The sequence below is a fragment of the Thermomonospora echinospora genome, from assembly GCF_900108175.1.
In the GTDB taxonomy this organism is placed as follows: Bacteria; Actinomycetota; Actinomycetes; order Streptosporangiales; family Streptosporangiaceae; genus Thermomonospora; species Thermomonospora echinospora.
In genome coordinates this window covers 577,921-596,170 of the sequence record NZ_FNVO01000002.1, presented here as the reverse complement: position 1 = coordinate 596,170, position 18,250 = coordinate 577,921, and the positions used below count along the sequence as shown (strand labels likewise).

Annotated in this window: 19 protein-coding genes and 2 pseudogenes; 14 read left to right on the top strand and 7 right to left on the bottom strand. The window is 72.2% G+C overall.

Annotated elements, in window-relative coordinates:
• Positions 1 to 129 precede the first annotated feature (129 nt).
• From C4U03_RS07035 to C4U03_RS40295, 7 genes are all read left to right on the top strand, one after another.
• Entirely contained in the window at positions 130 to 1,695 is a 1,566-nt protein-coding gene (locus tag C4U03_RS07035) for an acyl-CoA synthetase (protein ID WP_103936802.1), read from the top strand.
• Positions 1,685 to 2,614: a Zn-ribbon domain-containing OB-fold protein gene (locus tag C4U03_RS07030; protein ID WP_103936801.1), complete on the top strand. Its 930-nt coding sequence runs from the start codon at positions 1,685 to 1,687 to the stop codon at positions 2,612 to 2,614. The genes C4U03_RS07035 and C4U03_RS07030 overlap by 11 nt, the downstream gene beginning before the upstream one ends.
• On the top strand, positions 2,611 to 3,654 hold the full coding sequence (locus C4U03_RS07025; protein WP_103936800.1) for a thiolase domain-containing protein: 1,044 nt from the start codon (positions 2,611 to 2,613) through the stop codon (positions 3,652 to 3,654). The genes C4U03_RS07030 and C4U03_RS07025 overlap by 4 nt, the downstream gene beginning before the upstream one ends.
• Positions 3,647 to 4,804: a thiolase domain-containing protein gene (locus tag C4U03_RS07020; RefSeq protein WP_103936799.1), complete on the top strand. Its 1,158-nt coding sequence runs from the start codon at positions 3,647 to 3,649 to the stop codon at positions 4,802 to 4,804. Before C4U03_RS07025 ends, C4U03_RS07020 begins: the two co-directional genes overlap by 8 nt.
• Before the next feature lie 55 nt (positions 4,805 to 4,859).
• Entirely contained in the window at positions 4,860 to 6,434 is a 1,575-nt protein-coding gene (locus C4U03_RS07015; protein ID WP_103936798.1) for an acyl-CoA synthetase, read from the top strand.
• Between the two features lie 96 nt (positions 6,435 to 6,530).
• Positions 6,531 to 7,025 (top strand): MarR family winged helix-turn-helix transcriptional regulator, encoded by a 495-nt coding sequence (locus C4U03_RS07010; RefSeq protein ID WP_200827082.1) that lies wholly within the window; start codon positions 6,531 to 6,533, stop codon positions 7,023 to 7,025.
• Between the two features lie 58 nt (positions 7,026 to 7,083).
• Complete coding sequence (locus C4U03_RS40295; RefSeq protein ID WP_160146917.1) at positions 7,084 to 7,248, top strand: hypothetical protein; 165 nt, start codon at positions 7,084 to 7,086, stop codon at positions 7,246 to 7,248.
• Positions 7,249 to 7,286: 38 nt separating this feature from the next.
• Here C4U03_RS40295 and C4U03_RS07005 read toward each other — a convergent pair whose 3' ends face one another.
• The 3 genes and pseudogenes from C4U03_RS07005 to C4U03_RS41040 form a co-directional block, all read right to left on the bottom strand.
• On the bottom strand, positions 7,287 to 8,000 hold the full coding sequence (locus C4U03_RS07005) for a TetR/AcrR family transcriptional regulator (protein ID WP_103936797.1): 714 nt from the start codon (positions 7,998 to 8,000) through the stop codon (positions 7,287 to 7,289).
• Positions 8,001 to 8,090: 90 nt separating this feature from the next.
• A complete protein-coding gene (locus tag C4U03_RS07000; protein WP_200827116.1) occupies positions 8,091 to 9,248 on the bottom strand; it encodes a lipid-transfer protein in 1,158 nt (385 codons plus the stop codon).
• Between the two features lie 246 nt (positions 9,249 to 9,494).
• Positions 9,495 to 9,860: pseudogene (locus C4U03_RS41040) on the bottom strand (Zn-ribbon domain-containing OB-fold protein); the annotation flags it as partial.
• A 139-nt stretch (positions 9,861 to 9,999) separates the two neighbouring features.
• Between C4U03_RS41040 and C4U03_RS06995 the strand changes: the two are divergent.
• The 3 genes from C4U03_RS06995 (at position 10,000) to C4U03_RS06985 (ending at position 12,439) form a co-directional block, all read left to right on the top strand.
• Positions 10,000 to 10,767 (top strand): SDR family oxidoreductase, encoded by a 768-nt coding sequence (locus C4U03_RS06995; protein WP_103936795.1) that lies wholly within the window; start codon positions 10,000 to 10,002, stop codon positions 10,765 to 10,767.
• 13 nt (positions 10,768 to 10,780) lie between these two features.
• Complete coding sequence (locus C4U03_RS06990; RefSeq protein ID WP_103936794.1) at positions 10,781 to 11,737, top strand: LLM class F420-dependent oxidoreductase; 957 nt, start codon at positions 10,781 to 10,783, stop codon at positions 11,735 to 11,737.
• A gap of 405 nt (positions 11,738 to 12,142) precedes the next feature.
• Positions 12,143 to 12,439 carry a Fe-S cluster assembly protein HesB gene (locus C4U03_RS06985; RefSeq protein WP_103936793.1) on the top strand — a complete coding sequence of 99 codons (297 nt, stop codon included), beginning with the start codon at positions 12,143 to 12,145 and terminating at the stop codon, positions 12,437 to 12,439.
• Between the two features lie 89 nt (positions 12,440 to 12,528).
• Here the strand turns inward: C4U03_RS06985 and C4U03_RS41035 are convergent, their stop codons facing one another.
• The 4 genes and pseudogenes from C4U03_RS41035 to C4U03_RS06970 all read right to left on the bottom strand — a co-directional run bounded on the left by C4U03_RS41035 (position 12,529) and on the right by C4U03_RS06970 (position 16,047).
• Positions 12,529 to 12,837, bottom strand: coding sequence for an amidase family protein (locus C4U03_RS41035; RefSeq protein WP_200827115.1), 309 nt, complete (start codon positions 12,835 to 12,837; stop codon positions 12,529 to 12,531).
• Between the two features lie 172 nt (positions 12,838 to 13,009).
• Positions 13,010 to 13,867 (bottom strand): annotated as a pseudogene (locus tag C4U03_RS41645) (amidase); the annotation flags it as partial.
• 45 nt (positions 13,868 to 13,912) lie between these two features.
• Entirely contained in the window at positions 13,913 to 14,998 is a 1,086-nt protein-coding gene (locus C4U03_RS06975) for a hypothetical protein (RefSeq protein WP_200827081.1), read from the bottom strand.
• Positions 14,995 to 16,047, bottom strand: coding sequence for a phosphotransferase family protein (locus C4U03_RS06970; protein WP_103936792.1), 1,053 nt, complete (start codon positions 16,045 to 16,047; stop codon positions 14,995 to 14,997). Before C4U03_RS06970 ends, C4U03_RS06975 begins: the two co-directional genes overlap by 4 nt.
• Before the next feature lie 138 nt (positions 16,048 to 16,185).
• Between C4U03_RS06970 and C4U03_RS06965 the strand changes: the two genes are divergently transcribed.
• The 4 genes from C4U03_RS06965 to C4U03_RS06950 all read left to right on the top strand — a co-directional run bounded on the left by C4U03_RS06965 (position 16,186) and on the right by C4U03_RS06950 (position 18,239).
• Positions 16,186 to 16,830 carry an MBL fold metallo-hydrolase gene (locus tag C4U03_RS06965; RefSeq protein ID WP_103936791.1) on the top strand — a complete coding sequence of 215 codons (645 nt, stop codon included), beginning with the start codon at positions 16,186 to 16,188 and terminating at the stop codon, positions 16,828 to 16,830.
• The gene (locus C4U03_RS06960) at positions 16,827 to 17,531 is read left to right on the top strand and encodes an HAD family hydrolase (protein ID WP_103936790.1); all 705 of its coding nucleotides are present in this window, start codon (positions 16,827 to 16,829) and stop codon (positions 17,529 to 17,531) included. Before C4U03_RS06965 ends, C4U03_RS06960 begins: the two co-directional genes overlap by 4 nt.
• Positions 17,532 to 17,655: 124 nt before the next feature.
• The gene (locus C4U03_RS06955) at positions 17,656 to 17,862 is read left to right on the top strand and encodes a PspC domain-containing protein (protein ID WP_103936789.1); all 207 of its coding nucleotides are present in this window, start codon (positions 17,656 to 17,658) and stop codon (positions 17,860 to 17,862) included.
• A gap of 23 nt (positions 17,863 to 17,885) precedes the next feature.
• Positions 17,886 to 18,239 (top strand): VOC family protein, encoded by a 354-nt coding sequence (locus tag C4U03_RS06950; protein WP_103936788.1) that lies wholly within the window; start codon positions 17,886 to 17,888, stop codon positions 18,237 to 18,239.
• The last annotated feature ends 11 nt before the right edge of the window (positions 18,240 to 18,250 follow it).

Here is an 18,250-nt window from a genome sequence, read left to right as displayed (position 1 = left end):
ACGACCTCCTTGGAAGAGACAAAATAAGAACAGATTCTATGGATGATCGCTGCCAGCTACCAGGTCTTGCCGAGCAAAACGAGAACGTGATCTACTTTCCCTCCGGGACCTCGAAGCATGGAGAATCCGATGGGATCGTTGGGTTTCTGGCGGCTGGCACAGGCCGATCCCGAGTGGATCGCGGCCGTCGATCCGGACGGCACCGAGTACTCCGCCGGTGAACTGCTCGCCCGCGCCAACCGGCTCGTCCACGGGCTGCGCGCGCTGGGGCTGGAGCAGGGTGACGGCATCTGCGGGCTGGTGCCCAACGGAGTGGACGGGCTGGTGCTGTACCTGGCCGCGCTGCAGGCCGGCTGGTACTACACGCCGATCAACTGGCACCTGACCGGGCCGGAGATCGGCTACATCGTGGCCGACGCCGAGGCCAAGGCGTTCTTCGTGCACGAACGCCATGCCGCGGACGGCCTGCTCGGCGCCGAGGAAGCCAAGCTCGACCCGCACCGGCGGTTCGCGTTCGGTGAGGTCGAGGGCTTTCGTCCGGTGGCCGAACTGGTGGACGGGCAGCCCGACACCCTGCCCGGCGACCGCACCGCCGGCGCCACCATGCACTACACCTCCGGCACCACCGGCCGGCCCAAGGGCGTCCGGCGGCCGCTGAGCGGGTTCGACCCCGACGACAGCGGCGAGCTGATGACGTTCCTACTGGCCATGTTCGGCATGCCGCCGGGCCGCCCGGCCGGCCAGGAGCCGCAGGCGCACCTGATCACCTCGCCCTGCTACCACACGGCCGTCACCCAGTTCGGCGGTACGGCGCTGCAGATGGGCCACACCCTCGTCTACATAGACAAGTGGGACGCCGAGGAGACGCTGCGGCTGATCGAGAGGTACCGCATCACCAACACCCACATGGTGCCGACCCACTTCAAACGGCTGCTGTCGCTGCCGGAGGAGGTGCGCGGGCGCTATGACGTGTCGTCGATGAAGTGGGCGATCCACGCCGCCGCGCCCTGCCCCGTCCCCATCAAGCAGCAGATGCTCGACTGGTGGGGCGACTGCATCTGGGAGTACTACGCCGCCACTGAGGGCGGCGGCACCATCGCCAGTCCCCAGGACTGGCGCGCGCACCCGGGCACGGTCGGCAAGGCATGGCCGATCAGCGAGCTGCTCATCGTGGACGAGGAGGGCAACGAGGTGCCCACCGGCGCGCCCGGCACGATCTACATGAAGATGGCCGGCGTCCAGTTCGAGTACAAGGGCGACAAGGACAAGACCGAGCAGAACCGGTTGCGCGACTTCTTCACCGTCGGCGACATCGGCCACCTCACCGAGGACGGCTTCCTGTTCCTGTCCGACCGCAAGACCGACATGATCATTTCCGGCGGGGCCAACATCTACCCGGCCGAGATCGAGAACGAGATCATCCTGCACCCCAAGGTCGCCGACGTGGCGGTGTTCGGCATCCCGGACGAGGAGTGGGGCGAGCAGATCAAGGCCGTGGTCGAGCCCGCCGAGGGCGTGCCGCCCGGCCCGGAGCTGGCCGCCGAGATCCTCGCCTCCCTGGAGGGCCGGCTGGCCCGGATGAAGTGGCCGAGGTCGATCGACTTCATCGAGACGATGCCGCGCGAGCCCAACGGCAAGCTCCTCAAACGCAAGCTGCGGGACCCGTACTGGAAGGACCGCGAAGTTGCCATCTAGTCCCAACCACGTCCTGGAGTTCCCCGGCGGCTACACGCGTTCGGTCGGCCCGGTCATCGGCCGGTTCCTCAGCGAACTGCGCGACGGCCGGCTGGTGGGCGTGCGCACCGCCGGGGGGCGGGTGCTCGTCCCGCCCACCGAGTACGACCCCGACACCGGCGCGGCCGTCACCGACGAGTGGGTCGAGGTCGGCCCCGCGGGCACCGTCCAGAGCTGGTCGTGGGTGCCGAACCCGCGCCCGGACCACCCGCTGGACCGCCCCTTCGCCTGGGCCCTGATCAAGCCGGACGGCGCCGACACCGCCCTGCTGCACGCCCTGGACATGGGCGAGTTCGAGGCGGGCGCCGAACCGCCCCGCTTCCTCAAGACGGGCCTGCGGGTACGGCCGAAGTGGCGGGCCGAGCGCGGCGGCGGCATCGGCGACATCGAGTGCTTCCGCCCCGAGGTCACGATGATCAACGCGCCGACCCGGCTGGAGTACACGCTGGACCCCGGCCGCGCCCTGAGCCGCTTCCTGGAGAGCATCTCCCAGGGCCGGATCCTCGGCCACCGCTGCCCGGTGTGCGACAGCGTGATCGTCCCGATGAAGGGGATGTGCTCGCGCGACGGCGTGCCGACCACCGAGGAGGTGGAGGTCGCCGACACCGGCACCGTCACCACGTTCGCGGTCAACAACATCCCGGACCCGCGCGCCCCCGAGGTGCCATTCGTGTCGGCCTACATCCTGCTGGACGGCGCCGACCTGACCATGCTCGCCCTGGTCGCCGGCATCCCCGCCGACCAGGTCCGCATCGGCATGCGGGTCAAGGCCGCCTGGCGGCCCCGCGAGGAGTGGGGGCCGACGATGAACAACATCAGGTGGTTCGAGCCGCTCGACGAGCCCGACGTCCCGTTCGAACGCATCAAGGACTACGTGTGAACAGAGAAATCGCGGTCGTCGCGTTCGTGCAGACCCGGCATGCCGCCGACAGCGGCGGGCTGTCGGAGGTCGAGATGCTGGCGCCCGTCATCACCGAGATCAAGGAACGGACCGGCGTCCACAGGTTCGGGTTCACCTGCTCGGGCTCGTGCGACTACCTGGAGGGCAAGCCGTTCGCGTTCGTGACGGCGCTGGACGCGGTGGGCGCCTGGCCGCCGATCTCCGAGAGCCATGTGGAGATGGACGCCGCCTGGGCGCTGTACGAGGCGTACGTCAGGCTGCTGCACGGCGACGTGGACACCGCGCTGGTCTACGGCTTCGGCAAGTCGTCGCAGGCGGACGTGCGCAAGGTCATGACAGCCCAGCTCGACCCGTACTACCTGGCGCCGCTCGGCCCCGACCAGGTATCGCTGGCCGCCCTGCAGGCCCGCGCCTACCTGGAGCGGGCCGGGGCCAAGGAGGACGACCTACGCGCCGTCGCCGCCAGGTCGCGCGCCGCCGGCCGCGACAACCCGTACGCGTTGCACCTGGAGGACCCGGACGGCTCGCAGGGCTACGACGTCGCGCCGCTGCGGCCCTACGACATCGCGCCCGACACCGACGGGGCGGCGGCGATCGTGCTGGCCGCCGGGGACAAGGCCCGGGAGCTGTGCGAACGCCCGGCCTGGATCACCGGGATCGACCACCGCGCCGACGCCCACGGCCTGGGCGTGCGGGACCTGAGCCGCAGCGAGTCCGCCCGGATCGCCGGGGAACGGGCGGGCGCGGCCGGGGTCGAGGTGGCCGAGCTGCACGCCCAGTTCAGCCATGAGGAGCTGATCCTGCGCGAGGCCCTGGGGCTGGGCGATGACGTGCTGGTCAACCCGTCCGGCGGGGCGCTGTCGGCCAACCCGATCATGGCCGCCGGGCTGATCCGGATCGGCGAGGCCGCCGCCCGCGTCCAGGACGGCACGGCCGCCAAGGCGCTGGGCCACGCCTCGTCCGGGCCGTGCCTGCAGCAGAACCTCGTCTGCGTGCTGGAAGGAGAGCCACGTGGGTAACCCCTGTGCGGTCATCGGCGTCGGCCAGACGGCGTACAAGACCAAGCGGCTGGACGTGTCGATGGCCGGGCTGCTGCGGGAGGCGGCGCAGCGGGCGCTGGAGGACGCCGGGCTCGACTGGGCCGACATCGACGCGGTCGTCATCGGCAAGGCCCCCGACCTGTTCGAGGGCATGATGATGCCCGAGGCGTACCTGGCCGACGCGCTGGGCGCACGGGGCAAGCCGATGATGCGGGTGCACACCGCCGGGTCGGTCGGCGGCTCCACCGCGATCGTGGCGGCCGGGCTGATCCAGAGCGGCGTGCACGACCGGGTCCTCACCGTGGCCTGGGAGAAGCAGTCGGAGTCCAACGCCACCTGGGCGTTGACGGTCGACTCGCCGCACAGCACGTCCCTGGTGGTCGGGGCGGGCGGCTACTTCGCCCCGCACATCCGCGCCTACATGCGGCGGTCGGGAGCCCCCGACCACATCGGCACGCTGGTGGCGGTCAAGGACCGGCAGAACGCGCTGAAGAACCCCTACGCCCATCTGAAGATCCCCGGCATCTCGCGCGAGATGGTCGAGTCGACGCCCATGCTGTGGGAGCCGATCCGCTACCTGGAGACCTGCCCGTCCTCCGACGGGGCCTGTGCGATGGTGCTGGCCTCCGAGAGCGCGGCGCGCAGCGCCCCCAACCCGCCCGCGTGGGTGCAGGGCACCTCGATGCGCTCGGAGCCGATCTTCTTCGCCGGCCGGGACAACGTGCTGCCGCAGGGCGGCCGGGACGCGGCGGCCGACGTGTACCGCCAGGCCGGCATCACCGACCCGCGCCGTGAGCTCGACTGCGCCGAGGTGTACGTCCCGTTCTCCTGGTACGAGCCGATGTGGCTGGAGAACCTGGGCTTCTGCGGCGAGGGCGAGGGCTGGAAGCTCACCGAGGCCGGCGCCACCGCGCTGGACGGCGACATCCCGTGGAACCCGTCCGGCGGCGTGCTGTCGTCCAACCCGATCGGCGCGTCCGGGATGATCCGCTTCGCCGAGGCCGCGCTCCAGGTGCGCGGGATGGCGGGGGAGCACCAGGTGGACGGCGCCCGCCGGGCGCTCGGCCACGCCTATGGCGGCGGCGCCCAGTTCTTCGCCCTGTGGATCGTGGGCTCCGACAAGCCGTGACAGGGACCTGACCCTCCGAATCCACCCCTGATCCCACCCACCGGAGGTCGCCGGTATGGAGTTCAACTACGCGGATCTGTTCGAGGGAGTCGCGGACGCGGTCGGGGAGCGCGTCGCGGCCGTGTGCGGTGACCGAAGGTTCACCTACGCGGAGCTGGACGCGCAGGCCAACAGGCTGGCGCACCACCTGCGGTCGGCAGGGGTGGGGCCGGGGCAGCACGTGGCCATCCAGCTCTACAACGGGCTGGAGTACGTCACCGGGCTGCTGGCCGCGCTGAAGATCCGGGCCGTGCCGATCAACGTCAACTACCGGTACGTGGAGGGGGAGCTGGTCTACCTCTACCAGGACTCCGACAGCGTCGCGCTGATCTACGACGTGGAGTTCGACGACCGGGTGGCCGCCGCTGCGGCGCAGGCCCCGAAGCTGGGGCACTTCATCGCGGTCGGCGGTGACTCGGCCATCCCCGGCGCGGTGCGCTACGAGGACGCGCTGCGCGACCAGCCGGAGACCCGCGACTTCCCGCCCCGTTCCGGTGATGACCTCTACATCGTCTACACCGGCGGCACCACCGGCATGCCCAAGGGCGTGATGTGGCAGATGCGGCAGATGCTCCACGCGTTCTGGAACCCGACCATGCCCCGCCCGCAACGGCCTGAAGACATCATCGAGCAGGCCCGCAACGCCGGGCCGCTGGTGATGATGCCGGTCGCCCCGCTGATGCACGGCGCCGCCCAGATGGCCACCTGGATCTCCTGGTGGATAGGCGCCACGCTGGTGTACGTCCGCAAGTTCGACGCCGCCGAGGTGTGGCGGGCCGTCGAGCGGGAGAAGGTCAACTCCATCACGATCACCGGGGACGCGATCGCGATCCCGATGGCCGAGGAACTGGCCCGCGGCTCCTACGACGTGTCATCGCTGTACGCCTACGTGTCGACGGGCGCGATCCTGACCGGCACCGTGCGCGAGCGGCTGGCCGCGCTGCTGCCGAACGTGATGATCCTGGACCGGTTCGGCTCCACCGAGTCGGGCTCCACGGCCGAGGCCACCGCGGGCTCCAGCCCGGAGAAGGGCCTGCGGTTCGCGCCCGACACCGACAACGTCGTCGTTCTGGACGAGTCGCTGCGGCCCGTCGAGCCGGGCTCGGGAGTGCTCGGCCAGGTCGCCAGGACGGGTTACATCGCCAGCGGCTACTACAACGACCCGGTCAAGACGGCCAGGACGTTCCCCGAGGTGGACGGCCGGCGGTGGCTGCTGACCGGCGACATCGCCACCGTGGAGACCGACGGCTCCATCGCGGTGTACGGGCGCGGCTCGCAGGCCATCAACACCGGCGGCGAGAAGGTCTTCCCCGAGGAGGTCGAGGCCGTCCTGAAGGGGCATCCGGCCGTCTACGACGCGGTCGTCACCGGCGTCCCGGACGAGCGCTGGGGCAGCCGGGTCGCGGCGGTGGTGCAGCCGTCCGGCGAGACCCCGCCGGTGGAGGAGCTGGACGCCCACTGCCGCAAGCACCTGTCCGGCTACAAGGTGCCCCGGACCTACGCCTTCGTCGCGGAGATGCGACGCTCGCCCGCCGGTAAGGCCGACTACCGCTGGGCCAAGGAGGTCGCTCAGCGGGCGGCCACCGGCTGACCGCACGGTCCCGGCGCCCCGGCGGGCTTTTCGACCGTCTGCGGAAGGGCAATAGCATTCGGTGACGGAGTCACCCTTGAACAGGGACTCTCGACGTTGGAAGTCGCCGGGAAGAGGGTCCTGGACGTGCCGGATCGGGCCGAGCTGATCGAGGGACTGCGGCTGGCCATGCAGCGCAGCACCATGTGGACGGTTCTGCTGCACCATGCCACCGCGAGCAGGGCGGGCATCAACATGACCGACGCCCAGTGCATCAACCTGCTCGTCCTGGACGGGCCGCAGACCCCTGGCCGGCTCGCCCAGACCATGGGCATCACCACCGGTGGGGCGATCACCGCCGTCATCGACCGGCTGGAGCGGGCCGGCTACGTCAAGCGCACCCGCGACCCGCAGGACCGGCGGCGCGTCATCGTCGAGCCGGTCCCCGAGACCGTGGCCCGCCTGTCGTCCTACTTCGAGCCGGTCGCCCGGGCCGCCGGCGACCGGCTCGCCGCACTCGACGACGAGCAACTGCAGGTCCTGGCCGACTGGTTCCAGAACTGGAACGCGATGATGCCCGCCGTGATAGAGGACATCCAGCACCTCCCCTGACCGGGCCACTCCGGGCTCCGGGCCGGGCCGGGCACGGTCACCGGGCGCCCACCGCGACATGCCACCGGCCGGGTCGTGGCGTCCGCCCGCCGTACCGGCCGGGCCGCGCGTCCGGCTGCGGGCGCTCGCCCGGCGCGTCCGGCGCTGGTACGGCTGCCGTGAAGTGTCGGCCGGGCCGCGCGTCTGGCTGCGGGTGCTCGCCCGGCGCGGCGGGCTGGCGTGAAGTGTCGGTTGGGCCGTGCGTCCGGTCGTGCCGGGTGGTCAGTCGAGTGGGGCGGTGCCGGGGGCTTCGGGTTCGCGGGCGTACGGGGCGGTGGCGTCCGGGCCCCAGCGTTCGGGGTCGGGGATGGCGAAGACGTTGAGCAGGGCGGGCAGCAGGGCGGGCAGTTCGGCGATCTCGTCGCGGCGGATGCGCGTGTGGACGACCTCGTGGATCCCGCCGACGATGGTCTCGGCGGTCAGGCCCGGCTCGGGGTAGGCGGGGAAGAGCTCGCGGATGTTGTCGGCCACGAGCTGGACGAACGCCTGCTTGGCCTCGTCGCGCCTGGCCGCCGCCCGCGGGCCGGCGGCCAGGCTCTCCACGATGCAGGTGCGCGCCGCCAGCGGCTCGGCGGCCAGGAACTCCAGGAACGCCGACAGCCCGGCGCGCAGCCGGCCCAGGGCGTCCTCCTCCTGCTTGTAAGCGTCGGTGACCGAGTCCATCAGGCGGGCGGCCATCGTGTCGTAGGCCCGCAGGAAGGCGTCGTCCTTGTTGCGGAAGTGCTCGTAGAAGGTGCTGCGCGACACCCCGGCGCGGCCGATGACGGCCTCCACGGTCAGCTGCGCGTACCCGGTGGTGCCGGTCACCTCGATAACCGCCGCCAGGATCCGGGTGACCTGGTGGTTGACGACGTAATCGCGGGAGAGCCGATGCCGTCCGGAGGGCAGCTTGCCGATCGGTTCCGGTTCGGTGTGCACGGTCTCGTGTTCCCTCATGTCCGCCCGGTCGCCGCATGGCGTCCGCCAGTCCCGTAGGGCGATCGTCTCATGCCCGGCGGGATGGGGCGTAGCGGACGGTACGCGGAGTCAGCGGAGCGCGATGACGGCGGACCCGTGGCCGAACAGTCCCTGGTTGACGGCGATGCCGGCGCGGGCGCCCGCGACCTGGCGCCCCTCGGCCTGCCCGCGCAGCTGCCAGGTCAGCTCGCACAGCTGCGCGATGGCCTGGGCGGGGATCGCCTCCCCGAAGGACGCCAGCCCCCCGCTCGGGTTGACGGGGATGTCGCCGCCCAGCGCCGTCCGCCCGGACCGCAGCAGGGCCTCGGCCCCGCCGGCCTCGCACAGGCCGATGTCCTCGTACCAGTCGAGCTCCAGGGCGGTGGACAGGTCGTACACCTCGGCCAGCGACAGGTCGCCGGGCCCGATCCCGGCCTCCTCGTAGGCCGCGTGCGCGATGGCCGAGCGGAACGGGCGGTCCGGCTCGGCGACCGTCATGGCCGAGTCGGTGGCGAAGTCCGGCAGGTCGAGCACGGTCTTGGGGAACGTCGGCGTCACCGTGCTCACCGCCGCCACCCGTACCGGGTCGGCGATGCCCCGCGACCGGGCGAAGTCCATCGACGTCAGCACCACCGCCGCGCCGCCGTCGCTGGTCGCGCAGATGTCCAGCAGCCGCAGCGGGTCGGCCACCATCGCCGACTCCCGCACGTCCTCGACGCTGACCTCCTTGCGGTAGCGGGCGTAGGGGTTGGCCAGGCCGTGCCGCGCGTTCTTCACCTTGACCGCGGCGAAGTCGTCCGGCGTCGCCCCGTACAGCGCCATCCGGCGGCGGGCGTACAGGGCGAAGTAGCCGGGGTTGGTCGCGCCCAGCAGCCGGAAGCGCAGCCAGTCGGGGTCGTCCGGGCGGTCTCCGCCGACCGGTTTGAAGAAGCCCTTGGGTGCCGCGTCCGCCCCCACCACCAGGGCGACGTCGCACAGGCCGGCCAGGATCCGGGCGCGTGCGAGGTCGATGGCCTGGGCGCCGGAGGCGCAGGCGGCGTAGCAGCTGGAGACCCGCGCCCCCGACCAGCCGAGCGCCTGGGCGAACGTGGCTCCGGCGATGAAGCCCGGATAGCCGTTGCGGATGGTGTCCGCCCCGGCGACGTACTGGACGTCCTGCCAGGACAGCCCGGCGTCCGCCAGTGCGGCCCGGGCCGCCGCCAGCCCGTACTCCACGAAGTTGCGGCCCCACTTGCCCCAGGGATGCATGCCGACCCCGAGCACGGCGATCGGCTCGGTGGTCCGGCCGCCCGCGCCCACGGCGCTCGTCCCGCGCGCCGTCGTTCCGGCGGCGGGTGTCGGGTCGCCCGTGTCACCGCTTCGCGTCGCGGCTCCTCGCGCGGCCGTGTCCGCCTCGGCTCGGGGAGTCGCGGGGGCGGGCGCCACGGGCTTCCAGAGCCAGGTGAGGTATTCGGTGTCGTCGTCCTCGTAGAGGATGCCCGTGGTCAGCTCGACCTCGGCGCCGACCTGCAGATCGTCCGGGGTCAGGCCGGGGACCGTCCGGCCCAGGACGACCATGCGCTCCTCGGGCAGCTCCACGGCGGCCAGGGTGAACGGCCGGAACGGGTCGGACGGCACGTAGGGCGGGGGAGGCTGGTAGCGGGCGTCGGTGAACGACCAGATCCGGCCACGGCCGGACAGCGCGTACTCCTCCAGCTCCGAGCCGTCCTTGGGGCCGGTGCAGCCGGGGTTGCGGCAGGCGAGCGCGTTGCGCGGGAAGTACGGCGTGCCGCAGGCGGTGCAGCGGGTGCCCAGCAGCCGGGTCCGGCCGTCCTCGGTGATGAACCAGCCTTCGATGGCGGGGCGGCGCTCCTTGGCCACGCGGCGACCTCCTTAACCAAGCGGTTGCTCAAATCTATACCGGGCGAACGGCCGCCGGAAGGGGAGGGGCCGCCACATACCGACTGGTCGGTCACTGGCTACCCTGAATGCCATTCGGGCGCGAGATCGAGGAGTGCGCATGCGGACCGGACTGCAGGGCAAGACGGCGCTGATCACCGGCGCCTCGCGCGGGATCGGCAAGGCCAGCGCCATGGCGCTGGCCGCCGAGGGCGCCAACGTGGTGCTGTCGTCGCGCAAGCAGGAATCGCTGGACGAGGTGGCCGCCGAGATCCGGGCGGCCCACCCGGAGGTCGGAGTGCTGGCCAAGGCCGCGCACGTCGGCGACGCCGAGCAGGCGGCCGCCTGCGTGGACGCGGCGGTGGCCGAGTTCGGCGGGATCGACGTGCTGGTCAACAACGCCGGCACCAACCCCTACTACGGGCCGATGGTGGACCTCGACGCCGCCCGCGCGGCCAAGACCGTCGAGGTCAACCAGTTCGCCATCGTGCAGTGGACCTCGCTGGCGTGGAAGCGGTCGATGGCCGAGCGGGGCGGCGCGATCGTCAACATGGCCAGCGTCGGCGGCATGGTCACCGAGGGCGGGATCGGGTACTACAACGCCACCAAGGCCGCCGTCATCCACCTGACCCGCCAGTTCGCGGTGGAGCTGGCCCCGGCCGTACGGGTCAACGCCATCGCCCCCGGCCTGGTCAAGACCCACCTGGCCCGCGCGCTGTGGGAGCCCAACCAGGAGCGGATCAGCAAGGCGCTGCCGCTGGGCCGGCTCGGCGAGCCCGAGGACATCGCCAACGCGGTGGTCTTCCTGGCCGGCGACGCCGCCTCGTGGATGACCGGACAGACCCTGGTGGTGGACGGCGGTTCCATCGTCCGCCCCTCGATCGCCTGAAGGAGGCACCACCATGACCGCTCGCTGGGGCCTGACCATCCCGATGACCGGGGTGCCGCTCGCCGAGCACCGGGAGATCGTCGCCGGGCTCACCGACCTCGGCTACACCGACGCCTGGTCGGCGGAGACCAACGGCGCCGACGCGTTCACCCCGCTCGCCCTCGCCTCCCAGTGGGACCCCGGGCTGCGGCTCGGGACGGCGATCGTGCCCGTCTACACCCGCGGCCCGGCGCTGCTCGCCCAGCAGGCCGCCACGCTGGCCGGGCTGGCGCCCGGACGCTTCGTGCTGGGCGTCGGCACCTCCTCGGAGACCATCGTGCAGCGCTGGAACGGCATCCCGTTCACCGAGCCGTACCAGCGGGTCCGGGACACGCTGCGGTTCCTGCGCAAGGCGCTGGCCGGTGAGAAGGTGACCGACGAGGCGGTGGGCGTCAAGGGCTTCAAGCTGGACGGCGCTCCGGACGAGCCGCCGTCGATCGTGCTGGCCGCGCTGCGTCCCGGGATGCTCCGGCTGGCCGCCCGCGAGGCCGACGGCGCGATCACCAACTGGCTGTCCCCGGACGACGTCCGCACCGTCCGCGGCGTCCTCGGGGACGGGCCCGAACTGCTGGCCCGGCTGTTCGTGTGCCCCACCGACGACGCCGAGGAGGCGCGTCGCATCGGCCGCTGGATGATCGCCGCCTACATGACCGTCCCGGTCTACGCGGCGTTCCACGAGTGGCTCGGCCGCGGCGACGCCCTCAAGCCGATGAACGACGCCTGGGCGGCCGGCGACCGCAAGGGCGCCCTGGCGGCCATCCCGGACGAGGTGGTCGACGACCTCATCGTGCACGGCTCCCCGGCCGCCTGCCGCGACCGCATCCGCCAGTACGTCGACGCCGGCCTGACCACCCCGATCGTCGCGGTGGTCCCCGGCGGCGGCCTGTCCCCGGCCGAGGCGGTCCGCGCCCTGGCCCCCTCGGCGGACTGACCCGCCCGCCCCCGCCCGCCGGTGCCCACCCGGGCACCGGCGGGTACCGCGTTCACCGGCCTGGAGGACGTTCCGCGGACCTGTGGGAGCCGGTCGGTGGCCTGGCTTGTTCGCGGTTGTGGCGAGGTGGCCTCGCCGTCTGGCGGACATCGTGTTCATCGGCCCGCGGACCTGTGGGAGCCGGTCGGTGGCCTGGTTCGTTCGCGGTTGTGGCGAGGTGGCTCGCTATCTGGCGGACATCGCGTTCATCGCTCCGCGGACCTGTGGGACCCGGTCGGGGACCGGGATGTCCGCGCCGGTCGTCGGGGCGATCGTGCCGGCTCGGACGGCCGGTCCTGGGGGTTTACGCGGTGGGGGCCTGGGCAGGGCAGAGCGGGTCCGGAAACCGAATGTGAGGAGCTGATCGTGCTCACGCTGACCAGCGGTGCCGTTCAGGTGATCCGTACCGTGACCGCCAACCCGGAACTGCCGCCTGAGACCGGTATCCGCATCGCGTCGGGCGTCAACGGCTCGCAGACTCTCAGCCTGTCCGTGGCGCCCGCTCCAGAGGCGGGGGACGAGATCGTCGAGGAAGAGGGCGCCCGCGTGTACCTGGAGCCTGGGGCGGCGGAGCTACTGCAGGACAAGACCCTGGACGCCCAGGTCGACCCGCAGGGGGACGTGGCCTTCACCATTGGTGACAGCCCCGGCACCCCCGCCTGACATCTGACCGAAGACCACCCACCGGGGTGCCCGCCGCAGGTGGCGGGCACCCCGGTGCCGTTTCCACGGCCGGGGCCGGCCCCGGCCGGTCACCGTCCGGTGGCCGCGGCGAGGCGGGACGGGTTGTAGGCCGGGGCATGGCGGGACCAGGGGTGGGCGGCCTCCAGCTGGGCGGCCAGGCCCAGGAGCAGGGCCTCGTTGCCGGGGGCGGCCACGAGCTGGACGCCGATCGGCAGGCCCGCGGAGCTGACGCCCATCGGGACCGAGGCGGCCGGATAGCCCGCCAGGTTCCAGGCGCCGGTCAGCGGCGCGTAGGTCAGGGACGTGACGACGCTGCGCAGCCAGGAGCGCTCGCCGCCCGCGCGGGCGGCCGGCGCCTGGCGGGCCAGGGTCGGCATCACCAGCACGTCGCGGCGCTCGAACAGGGGCGCGACCGCGGCCCACGCGGCCCGCGCGGGCGTGCCTGCGGGTGCGGGTCTCCAGGTCGGGGTGGGCCAGGTAGGGCTCGGCGTCGGCGGCCGGGTAGGCGAGCCAGCGGCTGATCACGGCGGGACCAGCCCACAGGGGATAGTCCGGGTCGTCCCGCCGCACGTCGTGGCCGAGGCCGACCAGCTCCCGGCCTGCCGTGCGGATCGCCGCCCGCAGCTCCCGCTGGATCGTCACCCCGGGGGCCGGCGGCTTGACCGACAGGGCGATGCGCAGGCCCTCCGGGACGGGCGGGGCGGCCAGGGCGGGGTCATCGGCCATCACCGACAGGGCCAGGGCGGCGTCGGACACAGTGGTGGCCAGCGGGCCGTTCTCCGACATCCCGCCCCAGCTGTCGGAGCCGATCTCGGCGGGCACCACGCCGGGGCCGGGCTTGATGCCGAACAGTCCGCAGTTGGCCGAGGGGATGCGGATGGAGCCCGCACCATCGTTGCCATGCGCGATGGGGACCATGCCCGCGGCCACCGCCACCGCCGCGCCGCCCGATGAGCCGCCGGGGGTGCGGCGGGTGTCCCACGGGTTGCGGGCGACGCCGAACGCGTTGTCGGTGAACGGGTAGATGGCCAGCTCGGGCAGGTTGGTCAGGCCGACGACGACCGCCCCGGCGGCGCGCAGCCGGGCCACCACCGGGTGGTCGGCCCGCTGCGGGGCGGCCGGGGTGGCCAGCGAGCCGTTGCGCATCGGCTCCCCGGCGACCGGGATGTTGTCCTTGATCGCCACCGGGACCCCGGCCAGCGGCAGCCCGGCCCGGTCGGCGCGGGCGTCGACCTCGTCCGCCTCGGCCAGCGCCCGTTCACCCCGGACGCGGACGAAAGCGCCCAGCTCGCTGTCGATGGCCCGGATCCGGTCCAGATGCCGCTGCACGACCTCGCGCGCCGTGACCTGCCCTGTCTGCACCGCCGCCGCGATCTCCGTCGCGGTCCTGCCCACCCACTCGCTCATGGGTCGAGTCTGCCACCCGCCGGCCGCCGCGCAGCGGCCCGGCGCCTACTGTGGAAAACTCGGATGCGGCCCCAGCGCCCAGTATTCGAACAGGCCGTGCCCCACGTTCCCGTCGTACTCGAAGCGGCCCACGGCGTCGACCATGCCCCACATGCGGGCGGCGTCCTCCTCCTTGCGAGTGTCATAGGAGACGCCCTGCACCTTGAGGTCCGGCCCCTGGTACATGCCGTGCTTCCAGTCCGGCTCCAGCCCGTACCCGGTGCCGACCATCAGGTGGACGGGCAGCACCGGTGTGGCTTGCACGTCGAACGGCTCGCCGCCCGGAGGGGCGAACGAGATCGTCGCGGTCTCCACCTCGCGGGTGCCCTCCCGGTAGACGGGCCGGTACTCGGGGCGGCCCAGATACTCCGGCTCCCGCTCCGGGTCGGGCCAGACGCGGACCGCCTCCTCCAGCACCCGCCGCCCCTTCTCGTCCTCCTGGAGGATGCACAGGATCGAGTGGGTCTGAAACTGCATCGGCGCGTACAGCCAGTAGAAGGTCCCGGCGTTCTTGACCTGGATGCCGGGCGGCTCGGGCTCGCCGACCGGGCGGATGCCCCAGGAGCGGTCCCGGCAGCCCCACCACAGGTCGGGGGTGACCTCCAGCACCTCGCCGTCCACGGTGATCGAGCCGGTCCACTGGCCGGTCTGCGCCAGCCGCCGGGAGTCGAAGACGACCCGTTCCTGCCAGCGCACGAAGTGCGGCGGCTCCAGCTGGGCGGGGACGGCGGCATCCCAGGTCAGGTCGAACGCCAGCCCGTGCTCGTTGTCCTCCAGCACGACCCGCAGCCGCCGCAGCCCCTCGACCACCTCGACGCGCAACGGGCCGATCCGGGTGTCCATCCGGTCGGCGCCCAGCTCCCGCGACGCCCGTACGACCCGGTGCAGCGGTCCACGGCGCAGCAGCGCGAACGCGTCGGTGACACCGAGGTTGGGGTACTGGCCCAGCCCCACGATCAGCATCGCCTCGCCGGAGGTCGGAAAGCAGTTGAAGTAGTACCGGTCGTAGAAGTTGCGGTCGGAGGTGCCGGTGTGCCGCATCACCTCCGGCACCTGGTGGATCGGGTAGTCGTCGAGCGGGGAGAGCGTCACGCCAGCTCCTTGAGGACCGTGTCCAGCAGTCGGGTGGAGGTGTTGTCGTGCGGGAACGGGTCGTCGGGTGTGATCCAGCCGAAGTCGAGCATCGCCTGCCCGATCCGGGCCATGATGACGGCGAACTTGAAGCCGGACAGCACCTCGTAATAGGTCATGTCGCGCAGCGGCCGGCCGAGCAGCTCGGCATAGCGGGCGACGGTCTCCTCCGGGGAGGGGAAGCCCTCCAGCCGTGGCACGCCGACGCCCTCACAGTGGTGGCGGTCCAGGAACAGGTACCAGGCGAGGTCCTCCTCGGGCGCCCCGAGCATCGCGGTCTCCCAGTCCAGCACCGCCTGTGGAACCCCCGCGCGGTAGATGACGTTCCCGATCCGCGCGTCGCCCCACAGGACCACGGGCGGGTCAGGCTCCTCGGGAATGTTGGCCTTGAGCCATCGCAGAGCCCGTAGCGCCACCTCCTGCGGCCCCTGGTACGCCCAGCCCAGGTAGTGCTCGTAATAGCCGAGCCGCTGCCGGACCCCCGTCGGCCCCCAGTGGGGCTGGTCGAGGAACTCCAGGCCCAGCTCCGCCACGTCCAGCCGATGCAGCCTGGCGAGGATCTCCAGGGCGGACCACCACATGGCGGACCGTTCCCGCGGCGGCGCCTGCGTCACCCAGCCGTCCATGTGGTACGGCGGCATGTCGGTGGGCACGTCCCCGTCCACCCGCGCCATCACGAAGAACGGCGCGCCCAGCGGCTCGGTGGACGGCTCGTACCAGCGGATGGCCGGGACGGGGATGTCGGTGCGCTCGTCGAGGATCCGCATCAGGCGGTACTGCTCGGCGAACCGGGGCTCGGGAAAGATCTGGTAGGCCAGCGGCGCCACCCGGGCCACCAGGGACTCCCGGCGCCCGTCGCACTCCATCTCGAACATCAGGGTCTCGCTGGAGAAGCCGGTGGTCCGGGGGGTCTCCAGATGGAGGACCCGGGCGCCGGGCAGGCGCCGCGCCAGCCATCCGGCCAGCAGCCGCCGGGTCGTGTCGGGATCGCGCTGGTCGGGAACGGGCATGGCCGCCTCCTCGCACCGGTCGCGCACGGACCGTTGAGTAGAACGTGTTCTACCTAACGGCCCCGGTGCCCGTCAACGCTCCCCGGCCGTCCGGGGGCGCGCCGGCACGTGAAAGCATCGGAGCCGGAAGGAGGACCGATGAAGCTGACCAAGCTGGGACACGCCTGCGTCCGGCTGACCAAGGACGACCGCACCCTCGTCATCGACCCCGGGGGCCTGACCCCCGAGCAGGACGCGCTGGAGGGCGCCGACGCCGTGCTCATCACCCACGAGCACTTCGACCACTTCGACGAGAACCGGCTCCGCCAGGCGATGGCCGCCAACCCGCGCCTGGAGCTGTACGCCTCCCACGTGGTGGCCGACAAGCTCGCCGACCTGGGCGGGCGGGTCAGGGCCGCCGGCCACGGCGACGCCCTCACCATCGCCGGGTTCGACGTCCACGTGTACGGCGAGGACCACGAGATCCTGGACCCGGACGTACCGCCCATCCCCAACACCGGATTCCTGGTGGACGGCGAGGTCTTCCACCCGGGCGACGCCCTGACCGTGCCGTCGGAGCCGGTGCCGACCCTGTGCCTGCCCGGCACCGCGCCGTGGATGAAGGTCTCCGAGATGTACTCCTACGTCAAGGAGGTCGCCCCCGAGCGGGCGTACGTCATCCACGACGGCATCCTCAACGAGGTCGGCATCTCCGTGATGGAGACCCACGTGGGCAACGCCGCCGCCAAGGCCGGCAAGGAGTACCGGCGGCTGAAGCCGGGAGAGTCGGTGTCGCTGCCTTGACGACGACGGGCGAGGCGACCGGCGACGCGACCGGCGGGGCGGACCGGGCGCCGATCAGGGCCGTGTTCTTCGACATCGGCGAGACCCTGATCAACGAGGGCGAGATCTACGGCCGGTGGGCCGACTGGCTGGGGGTGCCCCGGCACACGTTCCTCACCAAACTGGGCGCGCTGCTGGCGACCGGCGGCACCCACCTGGACCTGCTGGAGTACTTCCGCCCCGGGTTCGACCTGGACAAGGAGGAGCGGCGCCGCGCCGAGGCCGGGGTGCCCAACGGCTTCGGCGCCGAGGACCTGTACTTCGACGCCCGCCGGTGCCTGGCCGGGCTGCGGGCGCAGGGCCTGTACGTGGGGGTCGCCGGCAACCAGCCGGTGCAGGCCGCCGAGCAGTTCGCCGCGCTCGGGCTGGAGGCGGACGTGGTGGGGATCTCCGACGTGTGGGGGGTCAGCAAGCCGTCGCCGGAGTTCTTCGCCCGCTGCGCCGCCGAGTGCGGCCTGCCGCCCGGCGACATCCTGTACGTGGGGGACCGCATCGACAACGACGTCCGCCCGGCCCTGGCGTTCGGGATGCGGGCGGCCTTCCTGCGGCGCGGGCCGTGGGGCCACATCCAGCACGACGAGCGGGCGCTGCGCCGCTGCACCTTCGTCCTGGACGACCTGGTCGACCTCCCCGCCCTGGTGGAGCGTCACAACGCCCCTTAAGGGTTGTCCCCTAATTCCTGGGTAGGGGACGCGGACCAACCCTTCGAACGATTCGGGCCCGACTGCCGGGTTTCTAACGTGGAACACGTAAGACCAGGCACAACGGCTTGAAGGAGTGGTCACCATGACCGGTCTCTACCGTCCCCGCCAGGGCAGGGTCATCGCGGGAGTGTGCGCGGCCCTGGCCCGTCGTTCCGGGCTCACGCCCTGGACGGTGCGCGCGCTCGCGCTGCTGTCCTGCCTGCTGCCCGGCCCGCAGTTCGTGGTCTACCTGGTGCTGTGGGTCATGCTGCCGAACGAGGAGAAGTACCTTGTCCACAGTGATCGCTGAGACCGAGGAGGTAGCGGCCCGGCATGGGTAGCGACTGGAGCTGGCTCGTCATCGACTGCGCCAATCCCCGGAGTCTGGCCGAGTTCTGGAGCCGGGTGCTGGACTTCAAGATCCTGGAGGAGGACGCCGAGAGCGTCGCGCTCGGCCTGGACGAGGCCGTCTCCCCCAAGATCCTCTTCCTGCGGGTGCCCGAGCCCAAGGCCGGCAAGAACCGGCTGCACCTGGACCTGACCCCCGACGACCAGGTCGCCGAGGTCGAGCGGATCCTGGCCCTCGGCGCCCGCCGCGTCGACATCGGCCAGGGCGGGCGGAGTTGGGTGGTCCTGGCCGACCCCGAGGGCAACGAGTTCTGCGTGCTGCGCGGCGAGGGCGGCTGACCCGGCCCCCG